The following is a 16051-nucleotide window of genomic DNA, read 5'->3' on the forward strand; positions in this document are numbered from 1 at the left end:
AGGAATATGAAACCATCTCTCAGGCGCTCAACCGCAGCGCTGCTGGCATCGTCATTGTTGTTAACCATCGGTCGTGGGGCCACGCTGCCGTTCATGACGATTTATCTCACGCGTGTGTTTAACATGAGCGTCGGGAATATTGGTTATGCCCTGACCATTGCGTTAACCATCGGCGTGGTATTCAGTCTGGGATTTGGCATTCTGGCCGATAAGTTTGATAAAAAGCGCTACATGCTGATCGCCATCGTGGCGTTTATCGCCGGTTTTGTGGCGATCCCGCTGGTCAATAACGTCACGCTGGTGGTGCTCTTCTTTTCGCTGATCAACTGCGCCTATTCCGTGTTTTCGACGGTGCTGAAAGCCTGGTTCTCTGACGTTCTGACCTCCAGTGAAAAAGCCCGCGTGTTTTCGCTGAACTACAGCTTTCTGAATATCGGCTGGACGGTCGGGCCGCCTCTCGGCACGTTTCTGGTGATGTACAGCCTGCAGCTGCCGTTCTGGCTGGCCGCGTTCTGTGCCGCCCTGCCGCTGGGGTTTATCCATTTCTTTGTGCAAAAAAGCGTTGCGTTAGATACCGCTGAGCAGAAGACAACGTGGCAGCCGTCGGTATTGCTGAAAGATCGGGCGTTATTCTGGTATACGCTCTCTGGCCTGCTCGCGTCATACGTTGGCGGGTCGTTCGCGAGCTGTATTTCGCAGTATGTCCTGGCCGCGCATGCAGACAGTGATTTCGCCGAAAAGGTGGTCGCCGTAGTGCTGCCCGTCAACGCCGCCGTGGTGGTGACGCTGCAGTACGCACTCGGTCGTAAGATCTCTGCCAGCAATATTCGCCCGCTGATGACCGCCGCGACGCTGTTTTTTATCGTGGGGCTGGGGGGCTTTATGCTCTCCGGGGAAAACCTGATTTACTGGGGCATCGCTGCCGCCATCTTTACGCTGGGTGAGATTATTTATGCGCCGGGTGAATACATGCTGATCGACAACATCGCCCCGCCGGGAATGAAAGCAAGCTACTTCTCCGCCCAGGCGCTGGGCTGGCTCGGCGCGGCAGCTAACCCGATGATCACCGGCATTATCCTGACCAACCTGCCGCACTGGTCATTGTTCGTGATTATGATGGCCGCCATTGTCGTTGCATGGTTGATGATTTTGCGTGGCATGAGCGTGAAAAATGAAGATAGCGTGTCGGGTGGCGCTGCGCTTACCCGACCGACAAAACCCTAATCGCAGGCCGGGTATGGCGTAGCCGTCACCCGCCTGCAATAAAGCATCAGTGGTGCAACATCTCCTCCACCACCTGCTCTTTGTACATCTCGTTTGGATAATAGGTCGGCCAGTTATCCATCTCTTTCAGCAGCGCCTCGTGAGAGGTATCGCCCATAAAGATGTGGAAGTGGGAAGAGGCTTTTGGCGCAATGGTGTGGTCGCTGAACTGAACAAACTTCGGCGCCTTGCTGTCAGCGTCCTTACACTCAAACAGATAGCGAACGCCTTTTTTGCCTGACGCGTAGGTCAGAATTTTGTAGCCGCTGTAATCATACTCACAGCGGCTGACCTCTTTACCTTTGTGGAATTCCATGACGTTATTTTCGATGCCGATAGCCTCCACGTCGGTGGCGTACCCCGTGCGGTAATAGGCTTTGATCTCGTCGAAGGTTTTATTGTCCTTCTGCGCCTTCTTTCTGAAGACCGTGTCCAGCGAGCCATCCAGCAGGAAGGGATAAACGGACTGCCAGGTGCCATCCCAGTCGGACAGTTTCCGGTCCTTAACGTCTTTATCTGCAAACACGCCGTTTGCCGCCTTTTGCTCCGCTTCGGTCATCTGGTGACCGTGTGAGTGGGCAAACAGCTGGCCGCTGACCAGCAGCGCCCCCAGAGTCATCGCAAATTTTCCAATATGTGCAGCCACAACAGTATCCTCACTCCGTTTTTATAAGAATGAGGATGTTATATTATAACATTTCAGATCGCAACCCGTCCGCGAACGCCCTCCTGCTCCATGTTGTCTCCCCGTCCTCGCTGGATAATGGTGCCGCGAGACATCAGCAGATAGCTGTCCGCCAGCTCAGCCGCGAAGTCATAAAACTGCTCAACAAGCAGGATCGCCATGTCCCCCCGGTCTGCAAGCTGGCGGATCACGTGGCCAATCTCTTTGATTACCGAGGGCTGAATGCCTTCGGTAGGTTCATCGAGGATCAGCAGCTGCGGACGGCTCGCCAGGGCGCGTCCAATCGCCAGCTGCTGCTGTTGTCCGCCAGAGAGATCGCCTCCGCGTCGGTGCTTCATCTCTTTTAATACCGGGAAAAGCTGCCAGATTTCCTCCGGGACATGCTTTGCATCGCGGGCTGAGAAGCGCGACAGCCCCATGAGCAGATTCTCTTCCACGGTTAAGCGCGGGAAAATCTCACGTCCCTGCGGCACATACGCGACCCCAGACTGTACCCGCTGGTGCGGCTTGCTGTGGGTGATCTTTTTCCCCTGCCAGATAACCTCACCCGTTTTCGCCGGGATCAGCCCCATCAGACACTTCAGCAGCGTGGTTTTCCCCACGCCGTTGCGCCCCAGCAGGCAGGTCACTTCGCCGGTAATGGCCTCAAAGCTCACGCCGCGAAGAATATGGCTTCCACCGTAGTATTGATTCAGTTCGTTAACCTGTAACATCAAGGCTCCTTAGCGTCCCAGATAGACTTCAATTACCTGCTCGTTGGCCTGTACCTCGCGCAGCGAGCCTTCTGCCAGCACCTGTCCCTGATGCAGTACGGTCACGCGATCGGCAATGGTTTCAACAAACCCCATGTCATGCTCAACCACCATCAACGAGTGCTTGCCTGCCAGGGTCCGGAAAAGCTCGGCGGTGTACTCGGTCTCCGCGTCCGTCATCCCGGCGGCGGGTTCATCCAGCAACAACAGATGCGGATCCTGGACCAGCAACATTCCGATCTCGAGGAACTGTTTTTGCCCGTGCGAAAGCAGTCCGGCGCGGCGGTCGCGTTCACTGGCCAGCCGCAGCAGGACCAGCATCTCATCAATACGATCGCGCTGTTCGCCGTTGAGTTTAGCCCGCAGGCTTGCCCAGACGGACTTGTCGGTTTTCATGGCGATCTCAAGGTTTTCCCACACCGTCAGCGCTTCAAATACCGTCGGTTTCTGAAACTTGCGGCCAATCCCCTGGCGCGCAATGGCGGCCGGTTCAAGCAGGGTTAGATCTACCGACTGGTCATACACGGCTTTACCGCTTTTTGGCCGCGTTTTGCCGGTGATCACGTCCATCAGGGTGGTTTTCCCCGCGCCGTTTGGGCCAATCACGCAGCGCAACTCCCCCACGCCAATGTTCAGCGTGAGATCCGTCAGCGCCTGAAATCCATCGAAGTTCACGTTGATCTTATCCAGCTGCAGCACCGGGTCCGTCTGCTCGCGATAGCGATCTCCGGGCAGCTGGCGAGTAAATAATCCTTCGGCTGGCTGCATTATTTCTCTCCTTTACGAAACAGGCCGTAGACGCCGCGCGGTAAAAACAGCGTAACCGCGATAAAAATCAGCCCGAGAAACAGCTGCCAGTACTCCGGCATCGCGACGGTGAAGAAACTCTTTGCGCCGTTCACCAGCGCCGCGCCAATCACCGGGCCAACCAGCGTGCCACGGCCGCCCAGCGCCACCCAGATAGCGGCTTCAATGGAGTTGGTCGGCGACATTTCACCCGGGTTAATAATCCCGACCTGCGGGACATAGAGCGCTCCCGCCAGACCACACAGCACGGCGGAAAGCGTCCACACCAGCAGCTTAAACCCCTTCGGATCGTAGCCACAAAACGTCAGGCGGTTTTCAGCATCGCGTACGGCGGTCAGAATGCGGCCAAACTTACTCCTGGCGAGGGCAAAACCGGTGCCGAGCGTCAGGAGCAGCAGCATCACGGTCGCCAGAAACAGCGCGATACGGGTTGTGGTTGCGGTGACGGAAAAGCCCAGCAGCGTGGTGAAACCAGTAAAGCCGTTATTGCCGCCAAACCCGGTTTCGTTGCGAAAGAACAGCAACATCCCCGCGTAGGTCAGGGCCTGCGTCATGATCGAAAAATAGACCCCTTTGATTTTAGAGCGAAAGGCAAACCAGCCAAACACCAGTGCCAGCAGTCCCGGCACCATCACAATCAGTACCAGCGCCCAGACAAAGTGCTGCGTCCCCCACCAGAACCACGGCAGTTCGCTCCAGGAGAGAAACGACATAAACGCGGGCAGGCCATCACCCGCGGCCTGGCGCATCAGGTACATGCCCATCGCATATCCGCCCAGCGCGAAGAAGATCCCGTGGCCCAGCGAGAGCATGCCGGCGTATCCCCATACCAGATCGAGCGCCACCGCAACGATGGCGTAGCACAGGATTTTGCCGATCAGCGTCAGCATCCAGGTCGACAGCGCCAGCGGATGGGTAGCGGGCAACATCGCAAAGAACGGCAATACCAGCAGACACGCCACCAGCAGGCTGCCTGCAATCTGCGTGGTGCGTGGCGCTTTTCGCGCCAGTTTTAAGGTAAGTGGCTGGCTCATCAGTCAGTGACCCTCCCTTTCAGCGCAAACAATCCCTGCGGGCGTTTCTGGATAAACAGAATGATGGCCACCAGAATGACGATTTTGCCCAGCACGGCCCCCATCTGCGGTTCAAGAATTTTGTTGAAGATCCCAAGGCCAAAGGCCGCCGCCACGCTCCCCGCCAGCTGTCCGACGCCGCCGAGCACCACCACCAGGAAAGAGTCGATAATGTAACCCTGGCCCAGTTCCGGCCCGACGTTGCCCAACTGGGAGAGCGCCACGCCGCCTAAACCGGCAATGCCGGAGCCCAGACCAAACGCCAGCATATCGACACGTCCGGTCGGCACCCCGCAACAGGCCGCCATGCTGCGGTTTTGCGTTACCGCACGCACGTTCAGGCCCAGACGAGTTTTATTCAGGACCAGCCAGGTAAAGAACAGCACCATCAGCACAAAGCCCAGTACCACAATGCGGTTCCACGGCAGCGTCAGGTTGGCAAACACCTGCACCCCGCCGGACAGCCAGGCCGGGTTTGCCACCTCCAGGTTCTGCGCGCCAAACGTCATGCGTACCAGCTGGATCAGCATCAGGCTGATACCCCAGGTGGCGAGTAATGTCTCCAGCGGACGACCGTAGAGATGGCGGATCACGGTGCGTTCCAGAATCATCCCGATGCCGGCGGTCAGGCAGAAGGCGATGGGCAGCGCGACAACCGGATACAGCGCCAGCCACTGAGGCGTCAATCCGGCCATCGCCTGCTGAACCATCCACGTGGCGTACGCCCCCAGCATCAGCATCTCGCCGTGCGCCATGTTGATGACCCCCAGCAGCCCATAGGTGATCGCCAGCCCCAGCGCCGCCAGCAGCAGGACCGAGCCCAGCGACAGCCCCATAAACGCCTGCCCAAGAAGATCGCCCCACATCAGTCGGTGCTGGATCTGACTCAGGCTCTCCCCGGCAGCGGCTCGCACGCGGGCATCCGGTTCGGTTTGCGTCTGGGTATACGGCATGAGTCGGGATGGCACGTCCGGGTCGTCAGATTGCCCGAGTCGTTCAATAGCCTGAAGACGCACATCAGCCTGCGGGCTGGCGAGCTGGAGATTAGCCAGCGCCAGCAGCAGCGACTGGCGTGCCACATCGTCCGTTTCACTGTTTACCCGCGTTTGCAGGAGGCCGATCATTTCCGGCTGCGCATCCCGCTGTAACTGACGCGCGGCGGCCCGCCGCTGCGTGACGTTGTCACTGATAAGTTGATGCGTAGCGTTGGCCGTAGCGGCCAGCACCCGCAGACGGTTGGTCAGGCGTACGGCTTTGGTTTGCCCTTCTGCGGCAGGGGAATCTCCCAGCGCCACTATCTCGCCATTGCGTCGCGCAAAGGCATGCTTCTGGCTGTCGGCAAACAGATTTTCGTTTTGCAGCGCCTGCAGTAACGGCAGCCTTGCGGCATCCGGCGCGATGGCCCAGCGGGTCAGCATCTCAGCCTGCTGGCTGCGGCTGGCGGCAACAAATTGATCGGCATCCGATGCCTGCGCCATCCCTGGCAGCAGTCCGGTAAGCCATACAATAGCGATCATCATGCGCATGGCGTTCATGACTTTTCTCCCTGCGGTAATGGCTTAGTTGCTGGCGGTCTTCATCGGCTGGTCGGGCTTTTTATCGTTCCCGGCGATGAACGGGCTCCACGGCTGAGCGCGTACCGGCTCTTCCGTCTGCCAGACCACATTGAACTGACCGTTACCTTCGATTTCACCGATCATGACCGGCTTATGCAGGTGATGGTTGGTGGCATCCATGGTGAGCGTAAAGCCGGATGGCGCTTTAAAGGACTGTCCGGCCATGGCCGCGCGCACTTTATCCACGTCGGTGGTGCCTGCTTTCTCTACCGCCTGCGCCCACATATGGATCCCGACATAGGTGGCTTCCATCGGGTCGTTGGTGACCACGGTATCGGCGTTCGGCAGCTTATGGGCTTTGGCATAGGCTTTATAGTCCGCCACGAAGGCCTGGTTGGTCGGGTTATCGACGGACTCGAAGTAGTTCCATGCGGCCAGGTTGCCGACCAGCGGTTTGGTGTCAATCCCGCGCAGCTCCTCTTCGCCAACGGAGAATGCCACCACCGGGACATCGGTTGCTTTCAGCCCCTGGTTAGCCAGTTCTTTATAGAACGGGACGTTAGAATCGCCGTTGATAGTGGAGACCACAGCGGTTTTACCGCCTGTGGAGAATTTCTTGATGTTGGCGACGATGGTCTGGTAATCGCTATGCCCGAACGGGGTGTAGACCTCTTCGATATCTTTGTCTTCCACCCCTTTGGAGTGCAGGAAGGCGCGCAGGATCTTGTTGGTGGTTCGCGGGTAGACGTAATCCGTACCCAACAGGAAGAAGCGTTTGGCGCTACCGCCGTCTTCGCTCATCAGGTACTCCACCGCCGGTATGGCCTGCTGGTTTGGCGCCGCACCGGTATAGAAGACGTTCGGCGACATCTCTTCGCCCTCGTATTGCACCGGATAGAACAGCAGACCGTTCAGCTCCTCGAACACCGGCAGTACGGATTTACGTGACACCGAGGTCCAGCAGCCAAACACCACGGCCACTTTATCCTGGCTCAGCAGCTGGCGGGCTTTTTCGGCAAACAGCGGCCAGTTAGAAGCCGGGTCAACCACCACCGGCTCCAGTTTTTTACCCAGCACCCCGCCTTTGGCGTTGATCTCGTCAATCGTCATCAGGGCGACATCTTTCAGCGGCGTTTCTGAGATCGCCATCGTGCCGGAGAGCGAATGCATAATCCCCACTTTGATGGTATCGGCCGCCTGTGCGCCAAAACTCATCCCCATAGCAACGACTGACGCAGACAACGCGAAGGCTTTTAATAATGTACGACGGTGCATATTTTCACTCCTGAAAAAGAACGCTGTGCGAAGACGTCCGTTACGGCATGGACGCGGAAAAATGTCTCAGCGAAGCAGGAGCAAAAAGGATGCCAGGATGAATAACGTGCTATTGCAGGATGTGTAACGCGGGATGTAAAGAAAACGACTCAGAATGGTACAGCGCTGCACTTTTATAATGCAGCGCTGTAACGGCGGGATTACCAGACTTCGCTGGCGATCTGCGTGACCAGACGCACTTTGTCCCACTGCTGGGCTTCACTCAGGGTGTTGCCCTCTTCAGTGGAGGCAAAGCCGCACTGCGGGCTGAGGCAGATCTGCTCTTTCGCCACGTATCTGGCCGCCTCCTCCAGGCGCGCCTTCACCCCTTCAGGGTTTTCCAGCTCGCCATTTTTGGTGGTGATCAGGCCAAGTACCACCTGCTGCTTGCCCGGGCGGACAAAGCGCAGCGGTGCGAAATCACCGCTACGGTCATTATCATACTCCAGGAAGAAGGCATCGACGTTCACCGTGCCGAACAGCACCTGGGCCACCGGCTCATAGCCGCCTTCGGAAATCCAGGTTGAGCGGAAGTTACCGCGACAGACATGCAGACCGATGGTCAGATCGTCTGGTTTACCTTCCAGCGCCTTGTTCAGCACGCGGGCATAGGTACGCGCCAGCTCATCGGCATCTTCCCCGCGCTCGCGGATCTGACGACGCTGGTCATCCGAACAGAGGTAGGCCCAGACGGTATCATCCAGCTGCAGATAGCGGCAGCCCGCGTCGTAAAATGCCCGGATGGCATCGCGCCAGGTGGTAGCCAGATCGTCAAAATAGTCTTTCAGATCCGGATACACCGTGGCATCAATGTCTTTGCGGCCACCACGGAAGTGCAGCACGCTCGGGCTGGGAATGGTCATTTTCGGTTGCGCGTTGCCGCTGATGCTTTTCAGGTAGCGGAAGTCTTCCAGCATCGGATGATCGCCAAAGCCCAGCTTGCCAGTGACGCGCACGCCGTGCGCTTTGGTCTGCACGCCGTTGAACTGAATGCCCTGCTGTGAATCGTAACGCTCAACCCCCTGCAGACCATCGAAGAAATCGAAGTGCCACCAGGCGCGACGGAACTCACCGTCGGTGACCACGTGCAGGCCGCAGGCGCACTGCTGTTCGACCACCTGGCGGATCGCGTCATCTTCCACCGCGCGAAGCTGCCCGGCATCAATCTCACCGCGGGCAAACTGCTGGCGCGCCTGTTTGATGGCATCCGGGCGTAAAAAACTGCCGACTACATCGGCGCGGTATGGGGCGTGCTGTCGCTGCATGGAAATCTCCTCTGTCTGCCGGCGATAATTGCCAGCAGTGATAATTCATCTCTTGAATCTTTAGACTTCTGGATGTCTAAATGTCCAAAAAAGATGACATACCTGCTGTATCCCGGCAAACGAGAAAATTTCACGACAGTTGAAAATTATTCATGTTCATAGCGCGGCAGCGGTTTCGCTACTGGCAAACGCGTACTGTTCGTCCTCCCAGCCGGTGATGCCGCCAATCATGATTTTCACCGGCAGTCCGAGACGCGCCAGCTTCAGCGCGGCTCTGTCCGCGCCGTTACAGTGCGGCCCGGCGCAGTACACCACGAACAGCGTATCGGCCGGCCACTGCGCCATGCGCGCCTCGGTGATCTGGCTCCAGGGCATATGTATCGCGCCGGGCACATGACGACGGGCAAACTGCTCAGGTTTCCCGACAACATGCAGCAACACAAAGTCCTGCTCGTTATTCGTCAGCGCATGGTGCACATCGGCACAGTCCGTTTCGACGCTCAGGCGACGCAGAAAATGGGTAACGGCTTCCTGCGGCTCGGCAGCCGGAAATTCAGTAACATAACTCATGATCCTTCCTCATCTTTGGCGTTTGTGTTAACACTACTCTATCCAGAAATTGATCACGTGAATGCGTCCGCTTATGCCAGAAAACAGCAAAAAGATGACAAACTTAAGACAGGTTTCCCGCCCGCAGGTGGTGGTACTGGCCTATGACGGTTTGTGTACCTTTGAATTCGGCGTGGCGGTGGAAATCTTCGGTTTGCCACGTCCCGAGCTGGGCGACGAATGGTATCGTTTTGCGGTGGCGGGCATTGATGACGGTGAGCTTCGGGCAACCGGTGGGATCCGCATCCTGACCGACGGGGGGCTTGATCTGCTGGCGTCGGCAGACCTGATTGTTATGCCGGGCTGGCGAGGGATGGATGCGCCTGTTCCCGCGTCGTTGTGCGAGGCATTACGCCGGGCCAACGCACGCGGTTGCCAGCTGCTTTCTATCTGTTCCGGGGTGTTTGTTCTGGCCGCGTCGGGTCTGCTGAACGGGCGCAAAGCCACCACCCACTGGCGCTATATTGAGGCGCTGAAAGCCCGTTATCCGGCGATCGGCGTGGTCGACGATGTGTTGTATCAGGATGAAGGCGATATTCTGACCTCTGCAGGAAGCGCGGCAGGCATCGATCTCTGTCTGCACGTGGTGCGACGGGATTACGGTATGGAAACCGCCAACAGCGTCGCGCGCCGTCTGGTGATTCCTCCCCACCGGGATGGCTCCCAGCCGCAGCAGCTGAGTCGCCCGGTGGCGCAGCTGCGGGAGAGCCAGCGTCTGGGACAGTTGTTCGATTTTCTGCACAATCACCTGAGCGTTTCTCACAGCGTGGATTCGCTGGCGCGTCGCGTCGGCATGAGCCAGCGCACCTTTCTGCGCCGCTTTCAGGCTGCCACAGGCACCACGCCTGCGCGCTGGCTGCTTAATGAACGACTCTTACGGGCGAAAGATTATCTGGAGAGCAGCCGTCTCAGCATCGACAGCATTGCTGAACAAACCGGTTTTGGTCAGGCAGCGACCCTGCGACACCATTTCCGCCAGCAGTTCGCGCTTTCCCCTGCCCAGTACCGTAAACAGTTTGCCCGCCCGCCACGCTGATGGCCGGTTCGCAGGCAAAAAAAAACCGCCATTATCTGGCGGTAAATGCTTGCATGGATAGATTTGTATTTTCATGTCTACGTCCCGACACTCCATGCCGGGCAGCGGATCAATAACAACCTAACATGCCTGAACTCAACAAAAGCTAAACAGAGCCATTAACCCGCTTTGGTATTAATTTGCAGGTAGCGCATCAGGCCCTGTTCCGCGCTCTGTTTTGCATCATCGTTAATCGCTTCCAGATAGAATGGACGCGAGACGCCATACGGTGCTTTATCTGCTGAGAAAACAGCAAACTGGAATGTTTTACCTTTCGACGGATTGGTACAGCCTAATTCCCAACGCTGGTCATCAATTTGCTTGCTATTACACGCCACGCGTCCGTAGTCGCTGGTTAAATAAGAACCGACCCGAGCTTCCGCTGACTGAATATAATCCGGTTCGCCACTCCAGTTAACGTTCATACCTACAACAGCCCCAACGGCAACCACCAGAAGCGCTATTGACATGACTTTTTTCATTGAATCAGATCCATTCCTTTGTCAGAGAAATCTTATTATATAAGATTAATCCTTAAACCTCTGCCATATTTTGATACCAAATTTTAGGGTATGACAAAGATAATTCTTTTTTAGGAAAAATCTCACTAAGCGCAAAATATATCCTGTTCGCGCAACATGACATATTCTTTGCGCTAATTTGAAAATGCCAATAATAACCCTACGAAACTACGTTCATGCTAGCGTGGCATTTTTATTGAAGGGGAAGTCCATGTTCAAAAAGGGGTTAACGCTTATTATGCTGGTCTGCGCCCTGTTTTCCGGCCAGCTGATGGCAGGACACAAAGGCCATGAATATTTGTGGGTCAGGAATGTTGATCATCAACTTCGGCACGAGGCAGACAGTGATGAATTACGCAGCGCAGCGGAGGAATCAGCGGAGGGTTTGCGCGAACATCACCTGTGGCAAAAATCGCGCAAACCGGATACACACTTTCGTTAATTAATTACCCTTACGTTTCGGCAGGGTTTTCATCAGTTCGTCGGGGCTCACGGAGGCAACAATACTGCCCGGTGGTGGCATTTTGAATATATGGTTTTTCATTTTGCCGATAACGTGCATTTCACACGGACGACAATCAAATTTGAGGGTCAGCACCTCGTCACCATTCACCAGCTGCATTGGCGTGGCTTTCCAGCTCTTAATATTACCTTTCGCCTGTTTCGGGCAAAGATTAAAGGCAAAACGCAGACAATGTTTGGTGATCATCACCGGCACATCACCCTTCTCTTCATGCGCTTCATAGGCAGCATCAATTAACTGCACGCCGTGGCGATGATAAAACTCGCGCGCTTTATGGTTATACACGTTCGCCAGGAACGATAAATGCGACTCGGGATAAACGGGTGCTGGCACGGTTTCCGCCTTGCGGCTGCCGCGCGGATAATTCGCCAGTCGCGCGTCATCCAGCATCTCTGCCGTTTCCCGGCGGAACTGGTTCAGCAGGCTATTTGGCACGAACAGCGCATCCGGCAGATTTACCGCAATGTTGCGCGCAAAGTAAATGGTCTGTCCCAGCTTCGCCACGCCATCCTTCAGGCTATTGAGCGCTTTTTCTGCATTGTTCGCCACCTCAAACAGACCGTCGAGAGTATGCGTGACGCTGATGCCGTCTTCACAGGTCATGGTCAGGATCAGCTGCTCTTCCCAGCCCCCTAACTCGATATCTACCGCAATGCGACGCTCGCTGGAAGTTTTCAGCAGCGCCTGCTGCCAGTTGTGATCGAGGTTACGGTTCAGCGCGGCGTTAGGACGTGCTTTATAGAGATCGGCAGGCATCTCGTTTGGCCAGACGCGATAGCGGTTTTCACCGGTCTTTTCGACCGTATTAGCACGGAAGCCCACGACTTCACGTTTGATCATCACGTTCAGACCATCCCCGTTCGCCAGCGGTTCGGTCACCGACACGTCGAGATAATCTTTGGCAACCTTCAGCACTTCACCCACCGGTAAACCGATAAACTTCGGTGAATCAAACGCGCCAATATCGCCTTTGCGGGCATTGACGAAGTAGTCTGTGCTGCCACGGTGGAAGGTTTTATCCGTCGACGGAATAAAGAAATGCTCGGTGCGACCGGCAGACGCGCGCGCCAGGTCACCGCGATCTTCAATGATGGCGTCCAGCATCTGACGATAATGGGCGGTAATGTTCTTCACGTAGCTCATGTCTTTGTAGCGCCCTTCAATCTTGAAGGAACGCACACCGGCATCAATCAGCGCGCCCAGGTTGGCGGTTTGATCGTTGTCCTTCATTGACAGCAGGTGTTTTTCGAACGCGACCACGCGGCCCTGATCGTCTTTCAGGGTATACGGCAGACGGCAGGCCTGAGAGCAGTCACCGCGGTTGGCGCTGCGGCCCGTCTGCGCATGGGAGATATTGCACTGCCCGGAATACGCCACGCACAGCGCACCGTGGATAAAGAACTCAATGGTGGCATCCGTCGCCTGGTGAATATCGCGGATTTGATTCAGGTTCAGCTCGCGCGCCAGCACGATCTGGGAAAAGCCCGCATCAGAGAGAAACTTCGCCTTCTCGACAGTGCGAATATCGCACTGGGTACTGGCGTGCAGTTCAATTGGTGGAATATCCAGCTCCAGTACGCCCATGTCCTGAACAATCAGGGCGTCCACGCCGGTCTGGTAGAGATCGGTGATCAGACGTTGCGCAGGCTCCAGTTCATCATCATGCAGAATGGTGTTCAGGGTCACGAACACTTTCGCCCCAAAACGGTGGGCGAACGGCACCAGCTCGGCAATATCGCTCAGGCTGTTGCTGGCGTTATGGCGGGCACCGAAGCCAGGACCGCCAATGTAGACGGCATCAGCCCCATGAAGGATCGCTTCACGGGCGATGGCGGCGTCGCGGGCCGGGCTTAAAAGTTCAAGATGATGGGATTGCAGGCGCATACTTCGTCGTTATCCGTTATGGTCAAAATGGCGGCTATTGTAGTCAGAAGTATGCATCAGCGAAACAGTTTTGCGAGGCTTTAGCGGGGATAATGAATCAGGGAGTGAAAATGCACCGGTCGGCTGCTGCTGTTGCGGTAGGCATGCGGTTTATCCCCGGCAAAACGCACGCCCTGGTCGGCGTAAAGGGTTCGCCATTCGCCGTCAATTTTCATCTCCAGTTCACCGCTTATCACCACCACGTGTTCAATCACCCCCGCCTCGTGCGGCGTGGATTCACTCAGGGCGTCGGGCGCCAGGGTGATGGAGAAATGATCGAACTTCAGCGTCTCGTCCCACGGGAACAGCGGTTTCACCACCATCGCCTGCTGCTGCGGATCGAACACCGCCTGCCGGTCTGCTTCCGGCGTGATAAACGCCGAGAACGGAACATTCAGCCCCGTGGCAATTTTCCACAGCGTCGACACCGTTGGGCTGGATTCATTACGCTCGATCTGTCCCAGCATGGCTTTTGACACCCCCGTCTCTTCTGCCAGCTTTGACAGGCTCCAGCCGCGCGCCTGGCGCTGCGTCTTCAGTGTTGTAGCAAGATGTTGTGTGATGTCCATGATTCCTCCCGAGGCGGATAAGCATACCACTTGTACGCTATAACGCACAGTGTTACCTTAGTGCGGACGTTATAACGCACAACGGAGATTTTATGCGCCAGTCAGCCCCTCTTTTTCCCGCCATTCTTGCCGGATTCGTTGCCGTTCTGGTCGGTTATGCCAGCTCGGCCGCTATTATCTGGCAGGCTGCTGCCGCGGCAGGCGCGAGCGCACAGCAGATCGCCGGCTGGATGACCGCGCTGGGGTTCGGCATGGGGATCAGTACGCTCGCCCTGTCATGGTGGTATAAAGCCCCGGTGCTCACCGCCTGGTCAACCCCCGGCGCGGCGCTACTGGCTACCAGTCTGCACGGGATAACACTTGCAGAAACCATCGGCATTTTCATTTTCGCCAATGGGCTGATCTTACTGTGCGGCCTGACCGGACTCTTCGCCCGCCTGATGAAACTCATTCCCCATTCGCTTGCCGCCGCGATGCTGGCAGGCGTATTGCTGCGCTTTGGCCTGCAGACGTTCAGTCACCTTGACGGCCATTTTCTGCTCTGCGGCAGCATGATTGCGGCATGGCTGGTCGCCAAAGCGCTGGCTCCACGCTACGCCATTGTGGCGACGCTGGTCACCGGGAGCGTGGTGGCCTGGACGAGTGGTGACGTTGTCACAAACAATCTCACCCTCTCCCTCGTCATGCCACAGTTTATTGCACCGGCATTTTCCTTTACCAGCCTGGTCAGTATCGGCTTGCCCTTTTTCCTCGTGACCATGGCGTCGCAGAATGCGCCAGGCATTGCCACGATGAAAGCGTCGGGCTATCCGCTGTCGGTATCTCCGCTGATGATCGCAACCGGCGGGCTGGCGCTGCTGCTTTCGCCCTTCGGCGTCTACTCCATCTGCATTGCAGCCATTACCGCCGCCATTTGCCAGAGCCCGGATGCACATCCGGATGCCAGTAAACGCTGGCTGGCAGCGATGGCGGCAGGCGGCTTTTACCTGCTGGCGGGCGTATTCGGTGGATCCCTTACCGGGCTGATGGCGGCCCTGCCGCCGAGCTGGATCCAGACGCTGGCAGGCCTGGCGCTGCTGGGCACCATCAGCGGGAGTTTGTATCAGGCATTGCATAACGAAACGGAGCGTGACGCGGCGATTGTCACGTTTCTGATGACCGCCAGCGGCGTGACGCTGCTCGGGATTGGCTCGGCATTCTGGGGGCTGGTGCTGGGGGGCGTGTGCTTCGCCGTTTTATCACGCCTTCGCCGCGCGTAGCTGGGAAGGCGTCATCCCCATCACGCTGCGAAAGCGGTTGCTGAAATGGCTGGCGGAGTTAAAGCCACAGGCGAGCGCAATGTCCGTCAGCGGCGTCGCCGTATGCTGCACCAGCGTTTTGGCTTTCTCCATGCGGCGCTGCATCACGTACTGGTGCGGTGCCAGCCCGGTTGACTGGCGGAACATGCGGGCGAAATGGTACTCGCTGAGCGCGGCCTGCGCCGCCAGTTCAGCCAGCGTCAGCGGCTGCGCCAGGTTCTCTTCGATAAAGGCCAGCACGTTGCGCAGCACAAACGGCGACAGCCCGCCGGTGACCACCGGCAGCTTCCACTGCACATTCGAATAGTTCTGCAGCAGATGGGTCAGCAGCAGCGTTGAGGCCGTGCTGAGCGTCAGCTGGTTGGCTTTTTGCTGCCAGTCGCAGCCGAGCAAAAACTGACGATAGAGCGCAGTAATTTTTGCATCGCTGCCAAAGATTTTTTCATCCAGCGTCAACGACAGCGGGCGTTTGTCCCAGATTTTTTCACCCACATCGCGCAGATGGTCATCGGTGCAGTAGAGATGGACAAACGACAGGTCATCGCGAATATCCCACGTCGATTCACTCTCTTTCGGCATCAGACAAAAACGATCCGGCCCACCCCCGTTTTTCCAGCCGCCCGGCGTTTTTTGATAGCTTTCGTAACCGTCCGCCACGTACAGGCTCAGGGTGTGATGATTGCTTTTTACGGTGATCGTGTCGCGCTTGTTGTACCACGCCGCCAGCTGGATACCGGAATTGAGCGCAACGGTTTCCCGCAGCACGGCGTTCTGTTGGCGGAGCGTTTCAAAGGTATCGTAAGCGTGTGACATAACCG

Annotated in this window: 16 protein-coding genes; 4 read left to right on the forward strand and 12 right to left on the reverse strand. The window is 56.9% G+C overall.

The genetic code is table 11. The annotated features are described in order from the left end of the window. The first annotated feature begins 6 nt into the window (after nt 1–6). Nucleotides 7–1224 (forward strand): efflux MFS transporter YdeE, encoded by a 1218-nt coding sequence (gene ydeE, locus NQ842_RS12905; RefSeq protein WP_046887473.1) that lies wholly within the window; start codon nt 7–9, stop codon nt 1222–1224. Between the two features lie 46 nt (nt 1225–1270). On the opposite strand, the gene zinT is transcribed toward ydeE, so the two are convergent. The 8 genes from zinT to NQ842_RS12945 form a co-directional block, all read right to left on the reverse strand. Beyond that, nucleotides 1271–1909, reverse strand: a complete 639-nt coding sequence (gene zinT / locus NQ842_RS12910) for a metal-binding protein ZinT (RefSeq protein ID WP_257255921.1) — start codon at nt 1907–1909, stop codon at nt 1271–1273. A 53-nt stretch (nt 1910–1962) separates the two neighbouring features. Beyond that, nucleotides 1963–2661, reverse strand: a complete 699-nt coding sequence (gene urtE, locus NQ842_RS12915) for an urea ABC transporter ATP-binding subunit UrtE (RefSeq protein WP_063411942.1) — start codon at nt 2659–2661, stop codon at nt 1963–1965. Between the two features lie 9 nt (nt 2662–2670). Next, a complete protein-coding gene (urtD, locus tag NQ842_RS12920; RefSeq protein ID WP_014831896.1) occupies nt 2671–3468 on the reverse strand; it encodes an urea ABC transporter ATP-binding protein UrtD in 798 nt (265 codons plus the stop codon). Beyond that, nucleotides 3468–4541 (reverse strand): urea ABC transporter permease subunit UrtC, encoded by a 1074-nt coding sequence (gene urtC / locus NQ842_RS12925; RefSeq protein ID WP_257255922.1) that lies wholly within the window; start codon nt 4539–4541, stop codon nt 3468–3470. The genes urtD and urtC overlap by 1 nt, the downstream gene beginning before the upstream one ends. Then, complete coding sequence (gene urtB / locus NQ842_RS12930; RefSeq protein WP_257255923.1) at nt 4541–6115, reverse strand: urea ABC transporter permease subunit UrtB; 1575 nt, start codon at nt 6113–6115, stop codon at nt 4541–4543. The genes urtC and urtB overlap by 1 nt, the downstream gene beginning before the upstream one ends. Nucleotides 6116–6139: 24 nt before the next feature. Then, nucleotides 6140–7411 (reverse strand): urea ABC transporter substrate-binding protein, encoded by a 1272-nt coding sequence (urtA, locus tag NQ842_RS12935; RefSeq protein WP_153907082.1) that lies wholly within the window; start codon nt 7409–7411, stop codon nt 6140–6142. Nucleotides 7412–7611: 200 nt separating this feature from the next. Next, nucleotides 7612–8715, reverse strand: a complete 1104-nt coding sequence (locus NQ842_RS12940) for a cobalamin-independent methionine synthase II family protein (RefSeq protein WP_062676619.1) — start codon at nt 8713–8715, stop codon at nt 7612–7614. Between the two features lie 156 nt (nt 8716–8871). Next, nucleotides 8872–9285 (reverse strand): rhodanese-like domain-containing protein, encoded by a 414-nt coding sequence (locus tag NQ842_RS12945; protein ID WP_013096638.1) that lies wholly within the window; start codon nt 9283–9285, stop codon nt 8872–8874. A 73-nt stretch (nt 9286–9358) separates the two neighbouring features. Between NQ842_RS12945 and ftrA the strand changes: the two genes are divergently transcribed. Then, complete coding sequence (gene ftrA / locus NQ842_RS12950; protein ID WP_257256935.1) at nt 9359–10360, forward strand: transcriptional regulator FtrA; 1002 nt, start codon at nt 9359–9361, stop codon at nt 10358–10360. 158 nt (nt 10361–10518) lie between these two features. Here ftrA and NQ842_RS12955 read toward each other — a convergent pair whose 3' ends face one another. After that, a complete protein-coding gene (locus NQ842_RS12955; protein ID WP_014831891.1) occupies nt 10519–10881 on the reverse strand; it encodes a hypothetical protein in 363 nt (120 codons plus the stop codon). Between the two features lie 250 nt (nt 10882–11131). Between NQ842_RS12955 and NQ842_RS12960 the strand changes: the two genes are divergently transcribed. Further along, nucleotides 11132–11362 carry a DUF2554 family protein gene (locus tag NQ842_RS12960; RefSeq protein WP_046887478.1) on the forward strand — a complete coding sequence of 77 codons (231 nt, stop codon included), beginning with the start codon at nt 11132–11134 and terminating at the stop codon, nt 11360–11362. Here NQ842_RS12960 and NQ842_RS12965 read toward each other — a convergent pair whose 3' ends face one another. Continuing rightward, nucleotides 11363–13327 carry a U32 family peptidase gene (locus NQ842_RS12965; RefSeq protein WP_257255924.1) on the reverse strand — a complete coding sequence of 655 codons (1965 nt, stop codon included), beginning with the start codon at nt 13325–13327 and terminating at the stop codon, nt 11363–11365. Nucleotides 13328–13407: 80 nt separating this feature from the next. Beyond that, nucleotides 13408–13935 carry a helix-turn-helix domain-containing protein gene (locus NQ842_RS12970; protein WP_046887479.1) on the reverse strand — a complete coding sequence of 176 codons (528 nt, stop codon included), beginning with the start codon at nt 13933–13935 and terminating at the stop codon, nt 13408–13410. A 92-nt stretch (nt 13936–14027) separates the two neighbouring features. Between NQ842_RS12970 and NQ842_RS12975 the strand changes: the two genes are divergently transcribed. Beyond that, nucleotides 14028–15194, forward strand: a complete 1167-nt coding sequence (locus NQ842_RS12975; protein ID WP_257255925.1) for a benzoate/H(+) symporter BenE family transporter — start codon at nt 14028–14030, stop codon at nt 15192–15194. On the opposite strand, the gene NQ842_RS12980 is transcribed toward NQ842_RS12975, so the two are convergent. After that, nucleotides 15174–16046 (reverse strand): AraC family transcriptional regulator, encoded by an 873-nt coding sequence (locus NQ842_RS12980; protein WP_013096645.1) that lies wholly within the window; start codon nt 16044–16046, stop codon nt 15174–15176. The genes NQ842_RS12975 and NQ842_RS12980 overlap by 21 nt on opposite strands. Nucleotides 16047–16051: the final 5 nt, after the last annotated feature.

Origin of the sequence: Enterobacter cloacae complex sp. R_G8 (genome assembly GCF_024599795.1) — a bacterium.
Classification (GTDB): Bacteria; Pseudomonadota; Gammaproteobacteria; order Enterobacterales; family Enterobacteriaceae; genus Enterobacter; species Enterobacter dissolvens.